The organism is Micromonospora sp. LOL_021 (assembly GCF_048060215.1).
GTDB lineage: Bacteria > Actinomycetota > Actinomycetes > Mycobacteriales > Micromonosporaceae > Micromonospora_E.
In genome coordinates, this window is record NZ_JBHMIN010000013.1 from 110,382 (window position 1) to 130,094 (window position 19,713).

The 19,713-nt window shown below is 69.4% G+C and carries 14 protein-coding genes and 2 pseudogenes; 9 read left to right on the forward strand and 7 right to left on the reverse strand.

Translation table 11 applies throughout. The annotated features are described in order from the left end of the window. Positions 1-87 precede the first annotated feature (87 nt). Entirely contained in the window at positions 88-1,935 is a 1,848-nt protein-coding gene (locus tag ACFHWT_RS11685) for a hypothetical protein (RefSeq protein WP_416594619.1), read from the forward strand. A gap of 43 nt (positions 1,936-1,978) precedes the next feature. On the opposite strand, the gene lexA is transcribed toward ACFHWT_RS11685, so the two are convergent. Continuing rightward, on the reverse strand, positions 1,979-2,773 hold the full coding sequence (gene lexA, locus ACFHWT_RS11690; protein ID WP_416594620.1) for a transcriptional repressor LexA: 795 nt from the start codon (positions 2,771-2,773) through the stop codon (positions 1,979-1,981). Positions 2,774-3,273: 500 nt separating this feature from the next. Between lexA and nrdR the strand changes: the two genes are divergently transcribed. From nrdR to ACFHWT_RS11715, 5 genes and pseudogenes are all read left to right on the forward strand, one after another. Beyond that, positions 3,274-3,777 (forward strand): transcriptional regulator NrdR, encoded by a 504-nt coding sequence (gene nrdR / locus ACFHWT_RS11695; protein ID WP_416594621.1) that lies wholly within the window; start codon positions 3,274-3,276, stop codon positions 3,775-3,777. A gap of 323 nt (positions 3,778-4,100) precedes the next feature. Further along, positions 4,101-4,514 (forward strand): annotated as a pseudogene (locus ACFHWT_RS11700) (vitamin B12-dependent ribonucleotide reductase); the annotation flags it as partial. Between the two features lie 606 nt (positions 4,515-5,120). Continuing rightward, positions 5,121-5,396, forward strand: a pseudogene (locus ACFHWT_RS11705) (LAGLIDADG family homing endonuclease); the annotation flags it as partial. 216 nt (positions 5,397-5,612) lie between these two features. Continuing rightward, positions 5,613-9,245, forward strand: coding sequence for a vitamin B12-dependent ribonucleotide reductase (locus ACFHWT_RS11710; RefSeq protein ID WP_416594636.1), 3,633 nt, complete (start codon positions 5,613-5,615; stop codon positions 9,243-9,245). Positions 9,246-9,339: 94 nt separating this feature from the next. Continuing rightward, positions 9,340-10,278, forward strand: coding sequence for a DUF2332 domain-containing protein (locus ACFHWT_RS11715; RefSeq protein ID WP_416594622.1), 939 nt, complete (start codon positions 9,340-9,342; stop codon positions 10,276-10,278). 24 nt (positions 10,279-10,302) lie between these two features. Here ACFHWT_RS11715 and ACFHWT_RS11720 read toward each other — a convergent pair whose 3' ends face one another. Next, a complete protein-coding gene (locus tag ACFHWT_RS11720; protein WP_416594623.1) occupies positions 10,303-11,217 on the reverse strand; it encodes an alpha/beta fold hydrolase in 915 nt (304 codons plus the stop codon). Positions 11,218-11,327: 110 nt separating this feature from the next. Here ACFHWT_RS11720 and ACFHWT_RS11725 point away from each other — a divergent pair, with 110 nt between their 5' ends. Next, a complete protein-coding gene (locus tag ACFHWT_RS11725) occupies positions 11,328-11,831 on the forward strand; it encodes a CGNR zinc finger domain-containing protein (RefSeq protein ID WP_416594624.1) in 504 nt (167 codons plus the stop codon). Between the two features lie 28 nt (positions 11,832-11,859). Here ACFHWT_RS11725 and ACFHWT_RS11730 read toward each other — a convergent pair whose 3' ends face one another. Then, positions 11,860-13,089: an MFS transporter gene (locus tag ACFHWT_RS11730; protein WP_416594625.1), complete on the reverse strand. Its 1,230-nt coding sequence runs from the start codon at positions 13,087-13,089 to the stop codon at positions 11,860-11,862. A gap of 100 nt (positions 13,090-13,189) precedes the next feature. After that, complete coding sequence (locus ACFHWT_RS11735; RefSeq protein ID WP_416594626.1) at positions 13,190-13,522, reverse strand: hypothetical protein; 333 nt, start codon at positions 13,520-13,522, stop codon at positions 13,190-13,192. A gap of 392 nt (positions 13,523-13,914) precedes the next feature. Here ACFHWT_RS11735 and ACFHWT_RS11740 point away from each other — a divergent pair, with 392 nt between their 5' ends. Further along, positions 13,915-15,165: an IS4 family transposase gene (locus tag ACFHWT_RS11740; protein WP_416594627.1), complete on the forward strand. Its 1,251-nt coding sequence runs from the start codon at positions 13,915-13,917 to the stop codon at positions 15,163-15,165. Positions 15,166-15,437: 272 nt separating this feature from the next. Here ACFHWT_RS11740 and ACFHWT_RS11745 read toward each other — a convergent pair whose 3' ends face one another. Continuing rightward, complete coding sequence (locus ACFHWT_RS11745; protein WP_416594628.1) at positions 15,438-16,289, reverse strand: NAD(P)H-binding protein; 852 nt, start codon at positions 16,287-16,289, stop codon at positions 15,438-15,440. Between the two features lie 181 nt (positions 16,290-16,470). Between ACFHWT_RS11745 and ACFHWT_RS11750 the strand changes: the two genes are divergently transcribed. Beyond that, complete coding sequence (locus tag ACFHWT_RS11750) at positions 16,471-17,316, forward strand: helix-turn-helix domain-containing protein (protein WP_416594629.1); 846 nt, start codon at positions 16,471-16,473, stop codon at positions 17,314-17,316. A 308-nt stretch (positions 17,317-17,624) separates the two neighbouring features. On the opposite strand, the gene ACFHWT_RS11755 is transcribed toward ACFHWT_RS11750, so the two are convergent. Both ACFHWT_RS11755 and ACFHWT_RS11760 read right to left on the reverse strand, forming a co-directional pair. Further along, the gene (locus ACFHWT_RS11755) at positions 17,625-18,149 is read right to left on the reverse strand and encodes a flavoprotein (protein WP_416594630.1); all 525 of its coding nucleotides are present in this window, start codon (positions 18,147-18,149) and stop codon (positions 17,625-17,627) included. Between the two features lie 2 nt (positions 18,150-18,151). Then, entirely contained in the window at positions 18,152-19,417 is a 1,266-nt protein-coding gene (locus ACFHWT_RS11760; RefSeq protein ID WP_416594631.1) for a helix-turn-helix domain-containing protein, read from the reverse strand. Positions 19,418-19,713 lie beyond the last annotated feature (296 nt).

Sequence of the window (19,713 nt, forward strand, 5' to 3'; positions counted from 1 at the left end):
TTCGCAAACCCAGTGATCCGCCGAAGACTTCACGTGATTGATCACGGTGTAACAGTCGGACTCAGGCCGGCGTGCGACACTCGTCGGATGCGTCGGCTCCTGACCCCGGCCACGATCGCCGTCGGACTACTCACGATCCACCTCCTGGCTCCGGCCGGCCCCGCCATGGCCCTGCCCGCTCAGGACCCGTCCCCGCCCGCTGCCCAGCAGGTGACACCGGGCGAGCCGGTGTGCGAGATCATCGACGAGCGGCTCCGGGAGATCTCCGGTCTCGTCGCCACCGCCGACGGCTACGTCGTGGTCAACGACAGCACCGAGATCGACAGCAACGAGCGGGTGTTCTTCCTCGACTCGTCCTGCGACGTCGCCAACGCTGTCCGGTACCCCACGCCGCCGCTGGACCCGGAGGACCTGGCGATCTCCCCGGACAGGCAGACCCTCTGGATCGCCGATGTCGGGGACAACCCGACCGCCGACGAACGTCGGGCGACGATCGCGCTGTGGTCCCTGCCGGCCGACGGCTCCGCCCAGCCGGTCATCCACCGGCTCAGCTACCCGGACGGCCCGCACGACGCCGAGGCACTGCTGATCGCCGACGACGGCACTCCGCTGATCATCACCAAGGAGACCGGTCCGTCCGGCCTGTACCGACCGATCGAACCACTTCGCAGCGACAACACCGACCCGGTACCGATGGAGCGGGTCGGCGAACTCGAACTGCCCACCACCAGCACCCCGAACCTGTTCGCCGCCGCCGGCCGGCTCACCGTCACCGGCGCGGCTCGGTCCCCGGACGGCAGCCGGATTGCCCTGCGCACCTACGCCGATGCCTTCGAGTGGGACCTGCCAGCCGACGGCGACATCGTCACGACGCTCACCACCGAACGCCCCCGGGCCACCCCGCTCACCGACCCGTTCGGCGAGTCGATCGCCTACTCCCCGGACGGCACCACCTTCCTCACCATCTCCGACGTCGCCACCCTCGACGAGGGGACCCCGGTGGAGATCCTGCGTTACACCCCGAGCACCGAGGTCGCGGCCGAGGCCGACGACGCCGGCGGCGGCAGCGACCGGGACGGGCCGTCCTGGCTCAACCGGATCAGCCTGCAGGAGGTCAACCTGCTGATCGCGGCGGTCGGTGTACTCGGCGCACTGCTGGTCGGGCTCGGCATCTTCGGCATCGTCCGGGCCCGGCGGTCGGCGCGTTCGGCGGCGATCAGCGGACGCGGTGCGGGCCGCGCCGACCGCGACCCGGACCGGTCCGACCGCGACCCGGGGGACCGGGACCGCGCCGCGGCCTACGCCAGCGATTCGCTGGGCAGCGGCGCGTATGCCAGCGATTCGCTGGGCAGCGGTGCCTACGCGAGCGGCACACCGGGCAGCGGCGCGCTGCCCGGTGGCGGCCCAGGCCCGGCCGGCCGCAAAGCCGGCGGTGTCTACGGCGCGGCGAAACCCGCCGCCGGGTCGGCCGCCCCGGCCGCCCCAAGCGGTGGCGGCGTCTACGGCGGGGCGGCGGCAAGACCGCCCGCCGGTGGCGGCACGTACGGCGCGGCCAAGCCCGCCGCTGGTGGCCGGGCCGGTGTCTACGGGGCCGCGGCACCGCCGCCGGACACCGGCGGCTACCGCCCGGCCGGCGGGGTCGACTCCGGGGCGGTGTACGGGGCGGCGAAACCGGCGCCACCGGCCCGGCCCGGCGCGGCCGGCGTCTACGGCGGTGCCGGGCACTCCGGCCGATCACGCGACCGCGGGGAGGCACGCGAGCCAGGCGGATCCTGGGACCTCGGCGGCGACTACCCAGGCGACGGCTACCCAGCCGACCGATACGACCAGCCACGAGCTGGCAGCGGGCCGCGTCCACCCGCCGGGCGCGGCGAGCGGGAACCCGGCGTCTACGGCCGGTCCGCCCCCGAGTACCCGGACGAATGGCGCGGCTGACACCTTGCGGCTGACGCCCCGCCGAGGTCTGGCACCCGCCGGGTCAGACCCGGCGGAGTACCGCCACCACCCGGCCCATGATGGTGGCCTCGTCACCGGGGATCGGGTCGAACGCGGCGTTGTGCGGCATCAACCAGACGTGCCCGTCGCGCCGCCGGTAGGTCTTCACCGTTGCCTCGCCGTCGATCATCGCGGCGACGATCTCCCCGGAGTCGGCGGTCGGCTGCTGACGTACCACCACCCAGTCGCCGTCGCAGATCGCCGCGTCGATCATCGAATCGCCCTTGACCTGCAGCATGAACACCTCACCCTCGCCGACCAGCTCGCGGGGAAGTGGGAAGACGTCCTCCACCGCCTGCTCGGCCAGGATCGGGCCACCGGCGGCGATCCGGCCCAGCATCGGCACGTACGCCGGAGCCGGCCGCAGCGCCCGCTCGGCCTCGTCGTCGGCGGCGTCGTGCGGCGGACGCACGTCGACCGCCCGGGGACGGTTCGGATCCCGGCGCAGGAAGCCTTTGCGCTCCAACTCCTTGAGCTGGTACGCGACGCTGGACGGGGAGACCAGGCCGACCGCCTCGCCGATCTCCCGCACGCTCGGCGGGTAGCCGTGCCGGTCCACCCAGCTGCGGATGAACTCCAGGATCCGGCGCTGCCGGGCGGTCAACTCACCGTTGACCGGCTCGGGGAAGGCGCTCACCACCGGTGTCACGGCGCGCAACCGGGACTCGCCGGAGCGGCTGCCCCGCCGCCCACGTACCGACGCGCCGGCGTTGACCGTTGTCGCACCGCCGCTGCCGCTACCCTGCTGGGGCGGGCCCGCCCTGTCGTCGCTCGACACATCCGTCCTCTCCCCGGCCGTCAGATCGCCTCCTGATCGGCACCATCGGTGTCGACCAAGACGGTAACCAGAGATCCGGTCAGGTTCAAACATCTGTACGAGATGTTGTCGCGTGTCGCGTCGGTGCATGCCGTGTCATGTCGGTGTGTGTCGTTCCGGTGCACCGTCACGCGTCGGTCGTGGCGGAATCTGTGGTAGAAAAATCATCGTACACACGTTCGATCGGATTTCGGTGGCGGCATGAGTGGTAACCCTCGGGCAGGGATCGGTGTTGGCAGAGTGACGACGCGCCGAAGGGTGCCGGCCAACTTGACCGGACCACGGTTGCGGCCTACCGTCGACCCCAACATCTAGTAGTTACAAGGGCGTAAGTTGTCCACAGGTTGGGTCTCCTGACTGAGAGCAACGTCTCCAGCAGGCTGGCCCCGCGTACCCGCGTAAGCCGCGGTGACCACTGCGCGCCCATCTCGACCTCGCGGCTCGACGGAAGGGACATCGGCATGCGCTGCCCGTACTGCCGGCACGCCGACTCGCGCGTGGTCGACTCGCGGGAAGCCGACGATGGCCAGCTCATCCGCCGCCGCCGGTCCTGCCCGGAGTGCGGCAAACGGTTCACCACCGTCGAGGAGGCGGTGCTCGCCGTGGTCAAACGCAGCGGCGTCACCGAGCCGTTCAGCCGTTCCAAGATCATGGGCGGGGTGCGCAAGGCCTGCCAGGGCCGACCGGTGGACGACGACGCGATCGCCCTGCTGGCCCAGAAGGTCGAGGAGACCGTCCGGGCCAAGGGCGCGGCCGAGATTCCCAGCCACGACGTCGGGTTGGCGATCCTCGGACCGCTGCGTGAGCTGGACGAGGTGGCGTACCTGCGGTTCGCCAGCGTCTACCGGTCCTTCGACTCGCTGGACGACTTCGAACGCGAGATCGAGACGCTGCGGGCCGCCGCCGGGGCGCGGGAGGCCGCGACGACCCCGGTGGCGGCCGGGCCCGCGCCCGGCCCCGGCTGACCGGCCCCGCGGCGAACCCGCAACAGCAAGGCGTACGGCCGACCGCCGGTCCCGGCGGGGCGGGTACGGCCGAGAAAAAAGCTGAACGGCAAGACGGAAACGACCGCGTGGCACGACGCTGCGCGAGAGCCTGAGGGGGCGATCAGATGGCGGGGGAAGGTGTGACCGCGAAGACAGGCGGTAGCGGTAGCGGCGGCACGGCGAAGGCCAACGGTGCGGCCGGTGCGGCCAAGGCCAACGGCAAGGCCGGATCGACGAACGGCAAGGCCGGTTCGGCCGCGGGCTCCAACGCCCGGGTACGGGCCAAGGCCGGCGCGGGTGGCCTGACCGTCGAGCGGGTGTGGACCACGGAGGGCGTGCACCCGTACGACGAGGTGACCTGGCAGCGCCGCGACGTGGTGATGACCAACTGGCGCGACGGCACGGTCAACTTCGAGCAGCGCGGCGTGGAGTTCCCGGAGTCGTGGAGCGTCAACGCGGCAAACATCGTCACCACCAAGTACTTCCGGGGGGCGGTGGGCACCCCGCAGCGGGAGTGGTCGCTCAGGCAACTGATCGACCGGGTGGTGAAGACCTACCGGGCGGCGGGGGAGCAGCACGGCTACTTCGCCACCGGCGCCGACGCCGAGATCTTCGAGCACGAGCTGACCTGGATGCTGCTGCACCAGGTGTTCAGCTTCAACTCGCCGGTCTGGTTCAACGTCGGCACCGCCTCCCCGCAGCAGGTATCAGCGTGCCAGCCGTACCACTCGCTCGTGAGCACGCCGGCCGGCCTCGTCCCGATCGGCAAGCTGGTCGAGGAGAACGCCGTCGGAGCCAAGGTCTACGACGCACACGGGCTGACCCGAATTCTCGCGGTCCAGGCCAATGGCATCAAGGACGTATTGCGCCTGCACACCAAGGCCGGCTACACCCTGGACGTCACCGCAGACCACCTGGTCTGGAAATCGACCGGCGAGAGCACCGGTCGGTTCGTCGAAGCCGGCACCCTGGTCGCTGGCGACACTCTCGAATGGCACCGGCGGAGCAGCGACGGCGAGGCGGAGTTCCACCCCGGCGACGTCCACGAGGCCGCGCTGGCCGGTTGGCTGCAGTCAGACGGCTTCGTCGGACAGTACGACCAGGGCACCAACCGGTCGCTGACGATCGAGGCGATGACCGTCAACGACGACGAACTCAGCTGGGTCGTCGCCGCGATCGACCGGGTCTTCCCTGGCGCACACCGCCACGAACGCCGCGTCGTCACCCAGGACGTCACCCTCGACTGCCGGCGGACCCGGTTGTACGGGGAGAATCTGCGCCCGTTCATCGACAAGTGGGGCCTGCTTGCCCCGGGCACCGAGATGGAGGTGCCGGCAACGCTGTTCACCGCGCCGCTGCCGGTCGTCGCCGCCTATCTGAAGAGCATCTTCCAGGCAGAGGGCTATGTCTCGGCGCGTGAGGCGTCCACCTTGGTCGGCGTGGACATGATCGGCGAGCGGTTGATTCGCGGGCTGCAGCGGCTGCTGCTGCGCTTCGGGATCTTCGCCCGGGTCAGTTTCAAGGCCGACCCGCGACCGAACCGGCACGGCACCTGGTCGTTGCGCATCCAGAACCACGGCGACCGGGACACCTTCGCCGCAGAAATCGGGTTCGTCGACGCCCGCAAGTCCGGCAAGCTGGAGGAGAGCTTTGCCAAGGTGGGCCGGTCCGCCAAGGCGACGAAACGCCTCGTCATCGACCGGGTCGAACCGCTCGGGGCGATGGAGGTCTACGACATCCAGACCGAATCGGGGGAGTACCTCTCCGACAACCTGCGAGTGCACAACTGCTTCATCCTCGCCGTCGACGACTCGATGGATTCAATCCTCGATTGGTACAAAGAGGAAGGGCTGATCTTCAAGGGTGGCTCCGGATCCGGGGTCAACCTGTCCCGGATCCGCTCCTCCAAGGAGCTGCTGTCCAGCGGTGGCACCGCCTCCGGCCCGGTCAGCTTCATGCGCGGCGCCGACGCCTCGGCCGGCACCATCAAGTCCGGCGGCGCCACCCGCCGGGCCGCCAAGATGGTCATCCTCGACGTCGACCACCCCGACATCGAGGAGTTCGTGCAGACCAAGGCCCGTGAGGAGGACAAGATCCGGGCGCTGCGCGACGCCGGGTTCGACATGGACCTCGGCGGTGCCGACATCGTCAGCGTCCAGTACCAGAACGCCAACAACTCGGTCCGGGTCTCCGACGAGTTCATGCGGGCGTACGAGGACGGGGGCAACTTCGACCTGCGGGCCCGGCTCGACGGCTCGGTGATCGACACCGTCGACGCCAAGAAGCTGTTCGGCACCATCGCACAGGCCGCCTGGGAATGCGCCGACCCCGGTCTGCAGTACGACGACACGATCAACGACTGGCACACCTGCCCGGAAACCGGACGCATCACCGCGTCCAACCCCTGCTTCACCGGCGACACCCTGGTCCACACCGACAAGGGGCTGATCCGGTTCGACGCACTCATCGACCGGAGCCGGCAGGGCGAATCGTTTGGCGTCTACACCCACGACGCCACCAACCCGGACGCGCCCGCCGACCAGGTCGTGCTGACCAGCCCCGAAGCGGTCATGATCACCGGGACGAACGAGATCACCCGGCTCGAGTTCAGCAACGGTATGGTGCTGCGCTGCACCCCGAACCACCGGATCTGGACCACCAACCGGGGGTACGTCGAAGCCAGGGACCTCACCCCGGACGACCAGATCCTGCCGATCAACCAGCCCACCCCGGCGACCGCCGCGTCCTGGGAGTTCCGCATGCGCGCGGACGCCAGGGTGTCACCCGGCGACGTCGTGCCGACCAAGTGGCAACGTGAGTCCCGACTGCCGGAGAAGTGGACCGAGGACTTCGCCCACCTGCTCGGCTGGCTGGTCGGCGACGGCTCAGTCCGGGAAGGCACCCCGGGCGTACGCGGCAACGGACCCGGTGCCAGCTGGGTCTACAGCCAGTCCGACCCGGAGGCCATCGTCCAGCGGCACCAGACGGTGCTGGAAAGCATCGTCGGCCTGCGATTCGACCCGGTGCAGATGCCCAACGGCACCGTGCAGCTGCGCAGCAACCGTACTGCCGTCGTCGACTTCCTGACCGGGCTCGGCGTGAGCACTGCCCGCGCCGTGGACAAGCGACTGCCGTCGTCGGTGCTGGAGGCGCCGCCCGAGATCCAGGCCGCCTTCCTGCGCGGGCTGTTCGACGCGGACGGCTGCGCCGCCGAGACCGCCAACGGCACCCGTTACGTCGGGCTCGGCGCGGTCTCGATCGAACTGCTCCGCGAGGCGCAGCGTCTGCTGAGCGGGTTCGGCATCGGCAGCCGGATCTACGCCACCCGCAAGGCCGGTGACACCACTCTCCGGTACACCACGAACGGTGGCGACGAGCGCGATTACCACGGCAAGCAGCTCTACGACCTGCGGATCAGCGGGGAGAACGTCCGCCTGTTCGCCAGCCGGATCGGGTTCGACCACCAGGCCAAGGCCCAGCGGGTGACCCGTTGGCTCGAACAGCACCGGTTCTACCGGACGGATCAGACGGCGAGGTTGGTCAGCCGCGAGTTCGACGGGTTCGAGACCACCTACAACCTGTCCGAGCCGCGCAACCACTCGTACATCGCCAACGGCGTGGTCGTCCGGAACTGCTCGGAATACCTGCACCTTGACAATTCGTCGTGCAATCTGGCGTCGCTTAATCTGATGAAATTCCTGCGGGCCGACGGCGGCTTCGAGGTGGAGAAGTTCGTCCGCTCCGTCGAGTTCGTCATCACCGCGATGGACATCTCCATCTGCTTCGCCGACTTCCCGACGCAGAAGATCGGCGAGACCACCCGGGCGTACCGGCAGCTCGGCATCGGCTACGCCAACCTCGGTGCGCTGCTGATGGCCTCCGGCCTGCCGTACGACTCGGAAGCCGGCCGGTCCTACGCCGCCGCCATAACCTCGGTGATGACCGGTACGGCGTACCGCCGCTCGGCTGAGCTGGCCGGTGTGGTCGGCGCCTACGACGGCTACGCCCGCAACGCCGAGGGCCACAAGCGGGTGATGCGCAAGCACGCCGCCGCCAGTGACGAGATCCGTCCGACCGGCCCGACCGCCACCGCCCTGGCCCGCGAAGCCGCCCGGCAATGGGAAATGGGCAACAAAATTGGCGAGAAAAACGGCTGGCGCAATTCTCAGGCAAGTGTATTGGCGCCCACTGGGACAATAGGCTTGATGATGGATTGCGATACCACCGGCGTCGAGCCGGATTTGGCGCTGGTCAAATTCAAGAAACTGGTCGGCGGCGGTTCGATGCAGATCGTCAACCAGACGGTGCCGCGCGCGCTGCGCAGCCTCGGCTACCCGGAGGAGCAGGTCGAGGCGATCGTCGAGCACATCGCCGACCACGGGCACGTGGTCGACGCGCCGAGCCTGCGAACCGAGCACTACCCGGTGTTCGACTGCGCGATGGGGGAGCGGTCGATCGCGCCGATGGGGCACGTGCGGATGATGGCGGCGGTGCAGCCGTTCATCTCCGGGGCGATCTCCAAGACGGTCAACATGCCGGAGGCGGCGACCGTCGCCGACGTCGAGCGGATCTACTTCGAGGGCTGGAAGCTGGGCCTCAAGGCGCTGGCGATCTACCGGGACAACTGCAAGGTGGGCCAGCCGCTGTCGGCGGCCAAGTCGGACAAGGCCAAGGAGACCGCCGCCGCCGAGCAGGCCAAGGTAATCGAGAAGGTCGTCGAAAAGGTCGTCGAGTACCGCCCGGTGCGTAAGCGGCTGCCGAAGAAGCGCCCGTCGGAGACGGTGTCGTTCTCGGTCGGCGGTGCCGAGGGCTACCTGACCGCCTCGTCGTACCCGGACGACGGCCTCGGCGAGGTCTTCCTCAAGATGTCGAAGCAGGGTTCGACGCTGGCCGGGGTAATGGACGCCTTCTCGGTGGCCATTTCGATCGGCCTGCAGTACGGCGTACCGCTGGAGACGTTCGTCGCGAAGTTCACCAACATGCGCTTCGAGCCGGCCGGCATGACCGACGACCCGGACGTGCGGATGGCCGCGTCGGTGATGGACTACATCTTCCGTCGCCTGGCGTTGGACTTCCTGCCGTACGACCAGCGGGCCGAGCTGGGCATCTTCACCGCCGCCGAGCGGACCGCGCAGATGCGGGCCGAGGCGGAGGCGGAGAACGCGGCGTCGGAGCTGTCGGATATGGCGGTGTCCGCGCCGGTCGAGCCGAAGCATCCGGAGGCGCCGGCGCCGTCGTCGGCCGACTCCGGCAGCGGTACGGCGACCGAGCCGGCCGCCGCGAGTACGCCGGCTCCGGCGTCGGTGCACTCGTCGACGGAGCTGCTGGAGGCTGTGATCGGCAAGGCCGCCGACGCGCCGCTCTGCTTCACCTGCGGCACCAAGATGCGCCCGGCCGGCAGCTGCTACGTCTGTGAGGGCTGCGGCTCCACCTCCGGCTGCAGCTGATCGAACACGTGTCACGGGGAGCCGGATGTGATCCGGCTCCCCGTTCGCGGTTCAGCTGATGACGGCACCGCCCCGGCGGGGCGATCATCTGGCGGTGAGGACCGTTGACGTGTACGTCGACTTCGCCCGCCGGCAGGCGTCCGGGGTGTCGCCCAGCTACGAACGGCTGGCGTACGCGGTTGCCCGCGACGACGATCTCTTGGCGCTGCTCGACTCGCTGCCGCCGCCGACCCGGCAGCCGAATCTGCTGTTCGGGGTGGTCCGGCTGCTCGGCGGGCCGGTCGACGACCCGGCCGCATTCCACGACTTCACCATGGCGTACTGGCCAGCGGTCGAGGCGCAGATGCGTCGCCGCCTCACCCAGACCAACGAGGCCGGACGGTGCGCCGTACTGCTGCCGGTGCTGGCGGCGTTGCCGCAGCCGCTTGCGCTTCTCGAAGTCGGCGCGTCGGCGGGCCTGTGTCTCTACCCGGACCGGTACGCCTACCGCTACGACGGCGGCCCGACCGTGGGGCAGGGCGAGCCGGTGTTCGACTGCGTGACGACCGGGTTGACACCACCGCGTACCCGGCCGGAGGTGGTGTGGCGGGCCGGGCTGGACCTGACTCCGCTGGACGTCACCGACGCCGCCGACGTCGCCTGGCTCGACGCGTTGATCTGGCCCGAGCAGGAGCATCGGCGGGCCCGGCTGGCGGCCGCGGCGGCGGTGGCGGCGGCCGATCCGCCGCTGCTGGTCCGGGGCGACCTGGTTGACGACCTGCCGGCGCTGGCCGCGTCAGCGCCACCGGAGGCGACGCTGGTGGTGTTCCACACCGCCGTGCTCTACCACGTGCCGGCACCGCGCCGGTCGGCCTTCGTCGACCTGGTACGCGGCCTGCCCGGCCACTGGGTGGCGAACGAGGGGCCGGACATCCTGCGCCACGGCGCGCTGCCGCCGCCACCGGACGACACGCTGCACAACGTGCTGGCCCTGGACGGCCGGCCACTGGCCTGGACCCGCCCACACGGCCAGGGGATGACCTGGTTCGGCTGACCGCCGACCCGGGCGGCGGCCGTTTCACAGGTGGGTGGTTCGCGCGTCGCGGGCTGTCGCCGGCCGGGTTGTCGGCAGCGCGCGGGACAGGAAGTCCCGGATGTGGCCGACCACGGTGTCCAGGTGACTTTCCAGCAGGAAGTGACCGCCGCCGGGCACCAGGTGGATCTCGGCGTCCGGGAGGTCCCGCGCGAAGGCACGCGCCCCGTCCGGCCCAAAGATCAGATCCTCGGCCCCCCAAACGGCCAGTAGCGGCACCTGACTGCGCCGAAAATACGCGTGCAGCTTCGGGTACAGCGGAGGGTTGGTGGCGTAGTCGCGGAAAAGCGCCAGCTGTGCCAGGTCGTTGCCGGGGCGGCTGATGTCGCGGTGGTCGTACGTCCAGGTGTCGGGGTCGACCAGGTCGGGGCGGTCCACGCCGTGCACGTACTGCCAGCGGATGGCGTCCAGACCGAGGGCGGTGCGCACCGCAGGCTCCGTGTCCGGTCCCGGATCGTCGGCGTACGCCCACACGGGTGTCCAGAAGTCGGGGACGAAGCCGTCGTCGTACCCGTTGCCGTTCTGGCTGATGACCGCGGTGATCATGTCGGGTGCGCGGAGGGCGAGTCGCCATCCGATGGGAGCGCCGTAGTCCTGCACGTAGATGGCGCAGCGGGTGACGCCGAGCTCGGCCAGGAACGCTTCGGTGACGTCGGTGAGCGCGTCGAACGTGTACGGGAACGCGTCGGCGGGCGGGGCGTCGGAGTGGCCGAAGCCGATGTGGTCGGGGGCGATGACGTGGAACCGGTCGGCGAGTCGCGGGATCAGCCGGCGGAACATACGTGAGCTGGTGGGGTATCCGTGCAGGAGCAGCAGCGTCGGCGCGTCGTGGGGGCCGGCCTGTCGGTAGAAGACGCGGTGCCCTCGCACGGTGGCGTACCGGTGGTGAACTTCGACCATCTCTAACCCTCTCGGAACTTCGTGGTGGTTATCTGGATTCAAGTGGACCCGATCTGCGATAACCTGTCAAGCGCGGCGAGAGGGTTAGTGGCGAGGGTGATGAGGTCACCGTGATCGACGAGCAGGCGCTGATCGAGGCGCTGAACAGCACACCCGTGGTGGACGGCCGGCCACAGGACCGGTGGGCCGACGACACCGCACTGCGGCAGTGGGCACACCGGCACGGAGGCTCCGGCGACCCGGCAACGACCACCTGGCTGCGGACCGCCAGAGACGCGCTGCAGACCGCCACCCGCGGTGCCGTGCCCGAAGCGGACCTGCGGCGGATCCTCGCCGGCGTCCAGCAGCTGCCCGAGGTCGACGCGTCGGGCCTGCGCTGGCGCCTGTGTGGGCCCCCCGACCGGATGCTCGCCGTGCAGCTGGTGCTCGCCTGGTTCGACGTACAGGCCCGGCTACCCGGCCGACTGCGGCCCTGCGACAACACCGAGTGTCGCCTGTTTCACCTGGACCGCAGCCGCGCCAACACCGCCCGCTGGTGCTCGATGAAGACCTGCGGCAACCGGCTGAAGGCGCGCCGACACCAACAACGCGCCCGCCGGGAGCCGGCACCCTGAACAGGGCAGCACGGTCCACCGCACGGACTCAGGTTCCAGGATGTTCGCCCAGCGTTTCCAGCCTGGGGGCGCACCTGATCTGGCGGCTCGTCGTCGATGCCGCCGCGACGACGGCCAGCCACGTCGCCAGGGCGGCGAAGGTCGGCACCGCGCCCAGGGTCTCCAGCGCTATGCCGCCGAGGAGGGCACCGACGGGGCGGGCACCCCAGCCGATCATTCGGGAGGCGCCGTTGACCCGGCCCTGGAGGCGGTCGGGGGTCAGGGCGTAGCGGTAGGCGGCGTTGGTGGTGTTGAAGATCGGGCCCATCAGCGCGCCGACCGTGTATACCGTGCCCAGCGCGAACACGGTTGGGGCCAGGGCCAACGCCGCCATCTGCGCGACCCACCACCACAGCGCGCCGATCATGATCACGTTCGGGGCGACGAGGCGCTGCACCGGCGGGGCCACCAGGGCACCGGCGATCGCGCCCACGCCGAAGAGGCCGAGCAGCACACCGACGCCGGTCGGGGATGCGCCGAGGTCGGTGGCGCGCACGATGACGGCCAGGCTGAGGGCGCTGAAGGCCAGGTTGCCGGCCGACGCGATCGCCACGAGGGCGCGCAGGAGATGCTGGCGCCACAGCCAGCGGACGCCTTCGGAGATCTCCGCCAGCAGGTGACGGCGCTGCGCTGCCCGCTTCTCCTCCAGAGGGCGCCGGATCGGGGCGACCAGGACGAGACCCACCACGTACGTCACCGCGTCGGCGGCGAACGGCACCGCGTGGCCCAGCCCGAACAGCAAGCCGCCCAGCGGTTGGCCGGCCAGGTCGGCACCCTGGTCGCGGGCCTGGTTCTGGGCGATCGCCGTCGGCAGTTGGGGTTTCGGCACCACGTGCGGCAGGGCGGCGGTCTCGGCGAGCAGGAAGAAGACGTACAGCGTCCCTTCGACGAAGGCCACGATCATGAGGTGACCGATGGTTATCCGTCCGAGCGCGACGGCCACCGCGACCGACGCCAGGGCCACCGCCCGGCCTGCGTCGGCGGCGAGCATGATCCGCTTGCGGGGCCAGCGGTCGACCAGGGCACCCGCCGGCAGGAACCAGATCAGGAACGGGGCCGCCTGTGCGGCCGCCACCAGGCCGGCCTGCGCCGGTGAGCCGGTGACGGCCAGCACGAGCAGCGGGTACGCGAGCCCGCTGATCCGGGTGCCGAGCGTCGATACGACCTGGCCGCTCCACAGTAGGAGGAAGTCGCGGTTTCGCCAGAGCGGTACCGGCACCGGACAAGTCTGGCAACCGGCCGAGGTTAGGCACAACCATGATCACTTGATGCTCTGCTGGGATTGTGTCGGCGTGTCGGCCGGTTTTTTCATCAAGTGATCATGGTTGGCCGGGCTGGTACAGCCAGACCCGCAGCGCGTCGACCGGCTCGAAGCCGCTCTCGCGGGCGCGGGCGAGGTCGTCGCCCTGCTCGTAGCCGACCAGCGGCAGCCCCGGGAAGTGGACGGCTGCCTCGTTGATGGCTGCTGCCCAGACATCGGACCAGTGGCCGCTGTCGGCGGCGAACAGGTTGGACAGACCGACGACGTCACCGGCGCAGGTCAGGACGAAGCCGCCAGCGCGCCTGCCGGGACTATCAGACGCCCCAGTCCCGCCGGGGCACCGCCGCCTGTCCGCAGAACCGACCTGACCGCCCGTCGCGCTGCCGGGCAAGCGCTACGCGCACACGGTTGCTCCGGTGCCGGTGCCAGCCGATCGCCAGGATCAGATGACGTAAATTCGGGTGACACGCCGAGGAACTCCCGCATTCTCGTCAGCTGATCTTGCGGCTGCGGTCGGCTCCCTGGTGATGGGTTTTCGTGTCCGTACCCCGTCATACCTGCGACGGCCACGACGGCCGGAACGACGACCTGATAGGTGTGGAGACGCGGCTGATGGCAGCAAGCCGACCGGATGCTCGGGCCGTTCGAGGACGCCGAGGACATGGACACGGTGCAGGAGACGTTTCTGCGGGCCTGGTGGCAATGCCGTTCAGATAGGGCGTTTGGCGAGGTCGGCGTGGTGGGCTGACGTCGGTTGTGGGTGGGCCGGTACGGTGGCTGGCCGTGACGTCATCGGTAGTCGAGACAGGATCACGGCCGTGGGGCCGGTTGACCGACCACATCGGGCTGGGTGTGGTGTCGGCCCGGTTCAGTCGTGACCTGCTGGAAGAGGTCCTGAACCGTACCGAGCGGCGGGAGAAACGCTCCCGGCGGCTGCCCGCGCACGTGATGATCCGGTACGTGATCGCGATGGGCCTGTTCTTCGCCGAGTCGTATGACGAGGTGATGCGCCGGCTGGTCGGTAACCTGCGCAGACTCGGCTCGTGGGACGACGACTGGCAGGTCCCGACCAGGTCCGCGATCACCCAGGCCCGGCAACGGCTCGGGCCTGAGCCGATGAAAGCGCTGTTCGCCCGGGCCGCGGTGCCCCTGGCCGGTCCGGGGACGAAAGGCGCGTGGTTGGCCCGACGCCGGCTGGTGGCGATCGACGCGACCAGCTTCGACGTGGCCGACACCCCGGCGAACGTGGAACGGTTCGGCCGGATGGGGTCGGGGCCGAAGTCGTCGGCCTATCCGAAGCTGCACGTCGCGGCCCTGGCCGAGTGCGGCACCCACGCGATCGTGGGCGCGGTGCTCGGTGGCTGCCGCACCGGGGAACGCACCCTGGCCGCCGACCTCACCAGCGTGGTGGAGCCGGACATGCTGGTCCTGGCCGACGCCGGCCTCTACTCCTGGGAACTGTTCAACCGGTACGCGGACACCGGCGCGGACCTGGCCTGGAGGGTCGGCGCGTCGGTGTCGATCGGCCACGTCCGCTGGCTGCCCGACGGTTCCTACCTCGCCCTGGCCTACCGGCCCGGACTGAGCGCCGACCGACGCCGTCGTCTGGTCGAACTGGCCGTTGCCGGCGGCGACATCGACCCGGACGTGGCGCGGCTGGTGCGGGTGGTCGAGTACACCGTGCCGGAGCGTAACCCCGATGGTGACCTGATCACCCTGGTCACCACGGTCCTCGACCCCCACGAGATACCCGCTGCGGACCTCGCCGCCGCATACCAGCAACGGTGGGAGGAGGAGTCCGCCCTCGGCGAGATCAAGACCGACCTACGCGGCCGAGGCGAGGTCCTGCGGTCGAAGACCCCGGACCTGGTCGAACAACAGATGTGGGGACTGCTGCTGGCCCACTACGCCATCCGGGCGTTGTTGGTCGACGCCGCCGACCCGGCCGGCTACGACCCGGACCGGATGTCGTTCATACAGGGCGTCCGGGTCGTCCGCCGCCAGGTCACCGACCAGGCGGCCATCACCCCCTGAGCGCCTGAACGCCGCTGTCGCCGACGCCATCGCCGAACTCCTGCGTCACCGACTCCCGCCACGCCGACACCGCACCTGCCCCCGCGCGATCAAACGCGCCCGTCACAACTCCTACCGCGTCAAACGCCCCACCGACCGCGACACCCGCCACCCCGGACCACCAACACCCCACCTGGCCTGCCCAAACATCCTTAACTGAACGGCATTGGGCCTGGTGGCGTCGGGAAGAATGCTGAGTGGTGTCCGGGAGCCCGGTCGCACTGGGTCTTGCATCAGCGCAATGCGTCAGCACTGCGTTCGCACCACTCGCGGAACGTCCCGGGTGCCCGGCCCGTGAGGTTCCGCACATCGTCGGTCACGTAGGCGGCGCGGCCCTTACGGAACACCGTGTTCAGATATTCCAATGCCTGCGCCTGTTCGGCGGGCACACCATTGGCGATCTGCGCCCGGGTAAACTCGCGCGGAGTGACTTCCTGGAAGTCGATCATCTGATCGGTCACCTCGGCGATTATCGCCACCTGCTCCCGAGAAGTGAGTGCTTCTGGCCCGGTCAGGGTGTAGCCCTTGCCGACGTGCCCGTCTTCGGTGAGCACGATGGCGGCGCAGCGGGCCACGTCCTCGGGGTCGATGACCGCCAGACGGCCCTCCCCAGTAGGGTCAACGACCTTGCCAGCGCGGATGCTGTCGAGCCACCACAGGGCATTGGACGCGAAGCCGTTGGGGCGCAGGTAGGTGACGCCCAGCCCGGACTCGCGCATCAGGTCCTCGCGCGCAGCGAGGGCTCCGCCGATGACGGGATTGTCGCGGATCGGCATCAGCCGTGCACCGACCGAGGACAGCAGGACAATCCTGGTGTTGCCGGCGTTGCGTACGGCATCGATCATGACCTTGGTCTGGTCGGTTCCGCTGCCCACCTGGATGAGGAAGACGGCGTCCACGCCTTTGACGGCGTTGGCCACGTCGTCGGGGTTGTCGAGATCGCCGACGGCGCGCTCGATCTCGGCCGGCAGGTCGGCCGCCCGGGCAGGGTTGCGCACCAGGACTCGGACCGGGTGACCCTGTTCGTGCAGCTGCCGTGCAAGCGGGTTGCCGACGTTGCCTGTCGCTCCGGTGATGAGGTACATGTGTGTTCCTTCCGTAGTGATAATTACCAGGGCAGTTCGCCGTCCCGATCGGCGAAGGTGCTGCTGGGGCCGCCAGGTGTGCCAGGAATCGACCTTGGCACCGGTTCCGGGCGGCAGCCTGGCCCACTTCGGGCCACCCACGCATCGATCGAAGGCCGGGAAGAAGGCCGACAATGGGGTGATGCACGACGCACCCAACTTCGCGGCGGTGCTGCGCTCCTGGCGCACCCGCCTGCAGCCGGCAGATGTGGGCCTGCCCTTCAGGTCAGGCACGCGCAGGACGGCGGGATTGCGCCGCGAAGAGGTCGCCTGGCTCGCTGGCATCTCACCGGACTACATCAAACGCCTCGAACAGGGCCGCGCGCATCCCAGCGTCGCCATCGTGCGCTCGCTCGCACGAACGCTGCGCCTGTCCGACGCCGAGTATGAACTGGCCTGCCGCCTGGCGGGGCACGCGCCCCAACCGGGCGGACTGGTGCCCCGGCACATCGGCCCCAGCGTGCAGCGCGTGCTCGACCGTCTCGCCGACACCCCGATCGCCGTCTTCGACGCGGCCTGGACCCTCATCCAGCACAACGATGTGTGGGCCGCGCTGACCGGCGACGACTGGCACGACCGCGACCTCCGGTCGGCGAACATCGTGTGGCGAACCTTCCACGACGACACGGGACGCGTGCGGCATCCGGATCCGCAGGCGCACAAGGCGTCACTCGTGGCCGACCTGCGCGACGTGGCGACGCGCTACCCTGCCGACCGCGAACTGAAGGACATGATCGGCACGCTGCGGACATCGAGCCCTGAATTCGCGCGACTGTGGGAAGGCTCCGCCGTCGCGCACCACAGGAGCGAACGAAAGACCGTCGACAATCCGCACGTCGGCGAAGTCGAACTCGACTGCGATGTGCTGTCGGCGCACGGCGCCGACCTGCGCATCGTCGTCTACACAGCGGCACCTGGCAGCGAAGCGGCAGACAAGCTGCGACTGTTGACCGTCCTCGGCACCGAGATCATGACGCGTCACCACTGATGTGCTCCCACTGCCGGACGTCTGGCGTGGCACCCGACACCATCGTGCTGATCGACGGATTCCGGACTATGCAGACTATGCAGATGGGAAGCCAACTCAAGATCAGATGACGTAGAACCGTACGACACGCCGGTGAAGGCCAGTATTTACGTCATCTGCTCTTGAGCCTCGGTTAGGTGTGCGGCCACAGTGTCCCTACCGCTGGATCGGTTGGCGGGTTGGGACACGCCCGGTCGACGTGGGCGGCGGTCCGTTGATCAACTGTTGAATGGAGGCGTTGTCCTGGTGGCTGTTCAGCGGAGGCGTGATCAATCGGTGGCGCGGAACGCTTCGGCAACTACGCCCCATCGAAATCTGTCGCTTCCAATTGTGGGTCTCAGAGCTTCGTCCTCGGTGAACTGGACGCCGAGGTATGACAGGGTCCGGATGGATGCTCGGTAGGCGGGATGCTGGGTTAGGGCCGGCTTTGCGTACGGTGAGACGACTATCGGAAGCCCGGTGCCAAGGGTCTCGTTGAGTACACCCAGCGCCAAGTTGTCGCTGATTCCGCTGGCCCACTTGTTGATCGTGTTGAAGGACGCCGGTGCCACCACGACGGCGTCGGCGCGCGGCAGCGTTCCCGGCTCGTCAGGGGTGCGAAGTCGGGACGCGACCGGAAACCCGGTCTGGGATGCGAGCTTGTCCGTGTCGATCCAGGTCGCCGCAGTAGGCGTGACGATCAGGCACACCGACCATCCGTCGGTCTGCAACAGGGCGACGCACTCGTCGATGTTGCGAATCGGCGGAGCGGCGGAGGAAACCAGGTACAGCGTCGGTTTGCCGGTGCCAGTCATGATCAGTTGGCATCGATCCTGGCGCGCACTGCCAAGGCGCGCAGGCCGGGTGTGGCGGCGCGACGTTCCCGGGCCAGCATGGCGGTGACCAGCGTGCGGGTCTGATCGTGCACCTGGAAGATCTGAGGTGCGGTGCGCTCGGCCGCCAGAAGGTGCAGCAGCGCTGACGGGTCGCCGCCGGACTGAGCGGTGAACGCCGCAGCCAGGTCGAGGTGGACCTGAGCCCGCCGGCTTACCAGCGATGGCGGGAGGGTCGACGTGTCGATGCGTTCTCCGAGCTCGACCGCAGCGTTGAACTGGCGAACGTTGACGGCGGCAGTCACCCGGTGGATCAGCACGTTCGTCGGACCGAACCCGGTCCAGAAGTAGTTCCGGTCCTTCCCCAACTGGTCGGCCAGGACCGCTGCGTCGTCCAGGTGACCGAGCGCGATCTTCGGCTTGCCGCGCCGTGCGGCGATGAGCGCCAGTAGCAACGTCAATGATCCGCTCACCGACAAGGCGGCGGGGCTGGACCGGTCAGATATCCGGGCGAGTCCTTCGGTTGCTGCGTCTGCTGCGTCCGCGACGTGCCCGGGGGAGGCCAGCAGAGCGCATGCCACCGAATAGGCGGCGGCTGCTGCGAGGTTGTCGGCACCGGCCTGTTCCGCACTGCGTAGCGCCCGGTCGGCCGCTACCCAGGCGAGGGCGGGATCACCGAGCTTGAGGGCCAGCTTGGACACCGCCAGGTGGGCTGCCCCGAGGATGCCGAGTGCGCGGTGCTGCTCGGCACCACGCCGGGCGGCACCGTCCGCTCGGTGAACGAGATCAGGCAGCAGTCTCACCAGGTCGGCATACTCCGCCCGTTGGTAGGCCAGGTGCGCCTCACCGACCGCGTTCCGCAACTGCACGAGGTCCAATCCGGCGCTACCCGCCGCTTCAGTGGGGGTGAACATCTGTCGCCGTCGCAGCTCAGCTGCCAGCTGGCTGGTGGGTGTGGAGGGCGCTGCCGGGCCAGGCGATCCGCCTGCCGATGTGCTGCCACTGTTCTGCAATCGGCGGTGCGGGCGAAAGCCCAGCTCCTCGTCACTGTTGACCTTGAGTACGCTCCGCAAAGCGCGTCTCAGGTCGTCGTCCGGGTAACGCACTCTGCCGGTCTCGATCTTTCCCACATGGTTGGCGTTGAAGGCCGCCCGAGCGGCCCGCTCAGGATCGCCGTGCCGAACAACGTTGACGGCCTCGGCAAGTGCCCGGCGTGACAGCCCTTGCCGTTCCCTCGCGGCGCGGAACAACTCGTTCATTGGAGTACCCCCGTCCGGACGATCGGCCCACGGACCAGCGTAGAGGCATAGACCCGATCCGTCACGACCAGCCGAGCGAACTTTGACCTGACTGTGGCTCACGGCCCGGTGGGAATCCCTCTTCCAAATTCTCTTCCCGGGAACGCGTATCAGTTCCCCTCCCTTACCGCTTCTGCCGGGGCAACCGCGACGTCCACTGTATTCACGGTTCGATCGGCGTCCGCCCGGCGCCACGAACCGCTTGCCGCCGCCGGTGTCCCCCCCCCCCCCCCCCCCCCCCCCCCCCC

Excerpts from the sequence above, each read along its gene's own strand:
- ACFHWT_RS11685 (WP_416594619.1), top strand. The coding sequence starts at position 88 with ATGCGTCGGCTCCTGACCCCGGCCACGATCGCCGTCGGACTACTCACG.
- nrdR (WP_416594621.1), top strand. The coding sequence starts at position 3,274 with ATGCGCTGCCCGTACTGCCGGCACGCCGACTCGCGCGTGGTCGACTCG.
- ACFHWT_RS11710 (WP_416594636.1), top strand. The coding sequence starts at position 5,613 with ATGGATTCAATCCTCGATTGGTACAAAGAGGAAGGGCTGATCTTCAAG.
- ACFHWT_RS11720 (WP_416594623.1), bottom strand. The coding sequence starts at position 11,217 with ATGGTCGAAGTTCACCACCGGTACGCCACCGTGCGAGGGCACCGCGTC.
- ACFHWT_RS11745 (WP_416594628.1), bottom strand. The coding sequence starts at position 16,289 with ATGTACCTCATCACCGGAGCGACAGGCAACGTCGGCAACCCGCTTGCA.
- ACFHWT_RS11750 (WP_416594629.1), top strand. The coding sequence starts at position 16,471 with ATGCACGACGCACCCAACTTCGCGGCGGTGCTGCGCTCCTGGCGCACC.
- ACFHWT_RS11755 (WP_416594630.1), bottom strand. The coding sequence starts at position 18,149 with ATGACTGGCACCGGCAAACCGACGCTGTACCTGGTTTCCTCCGCCGCT.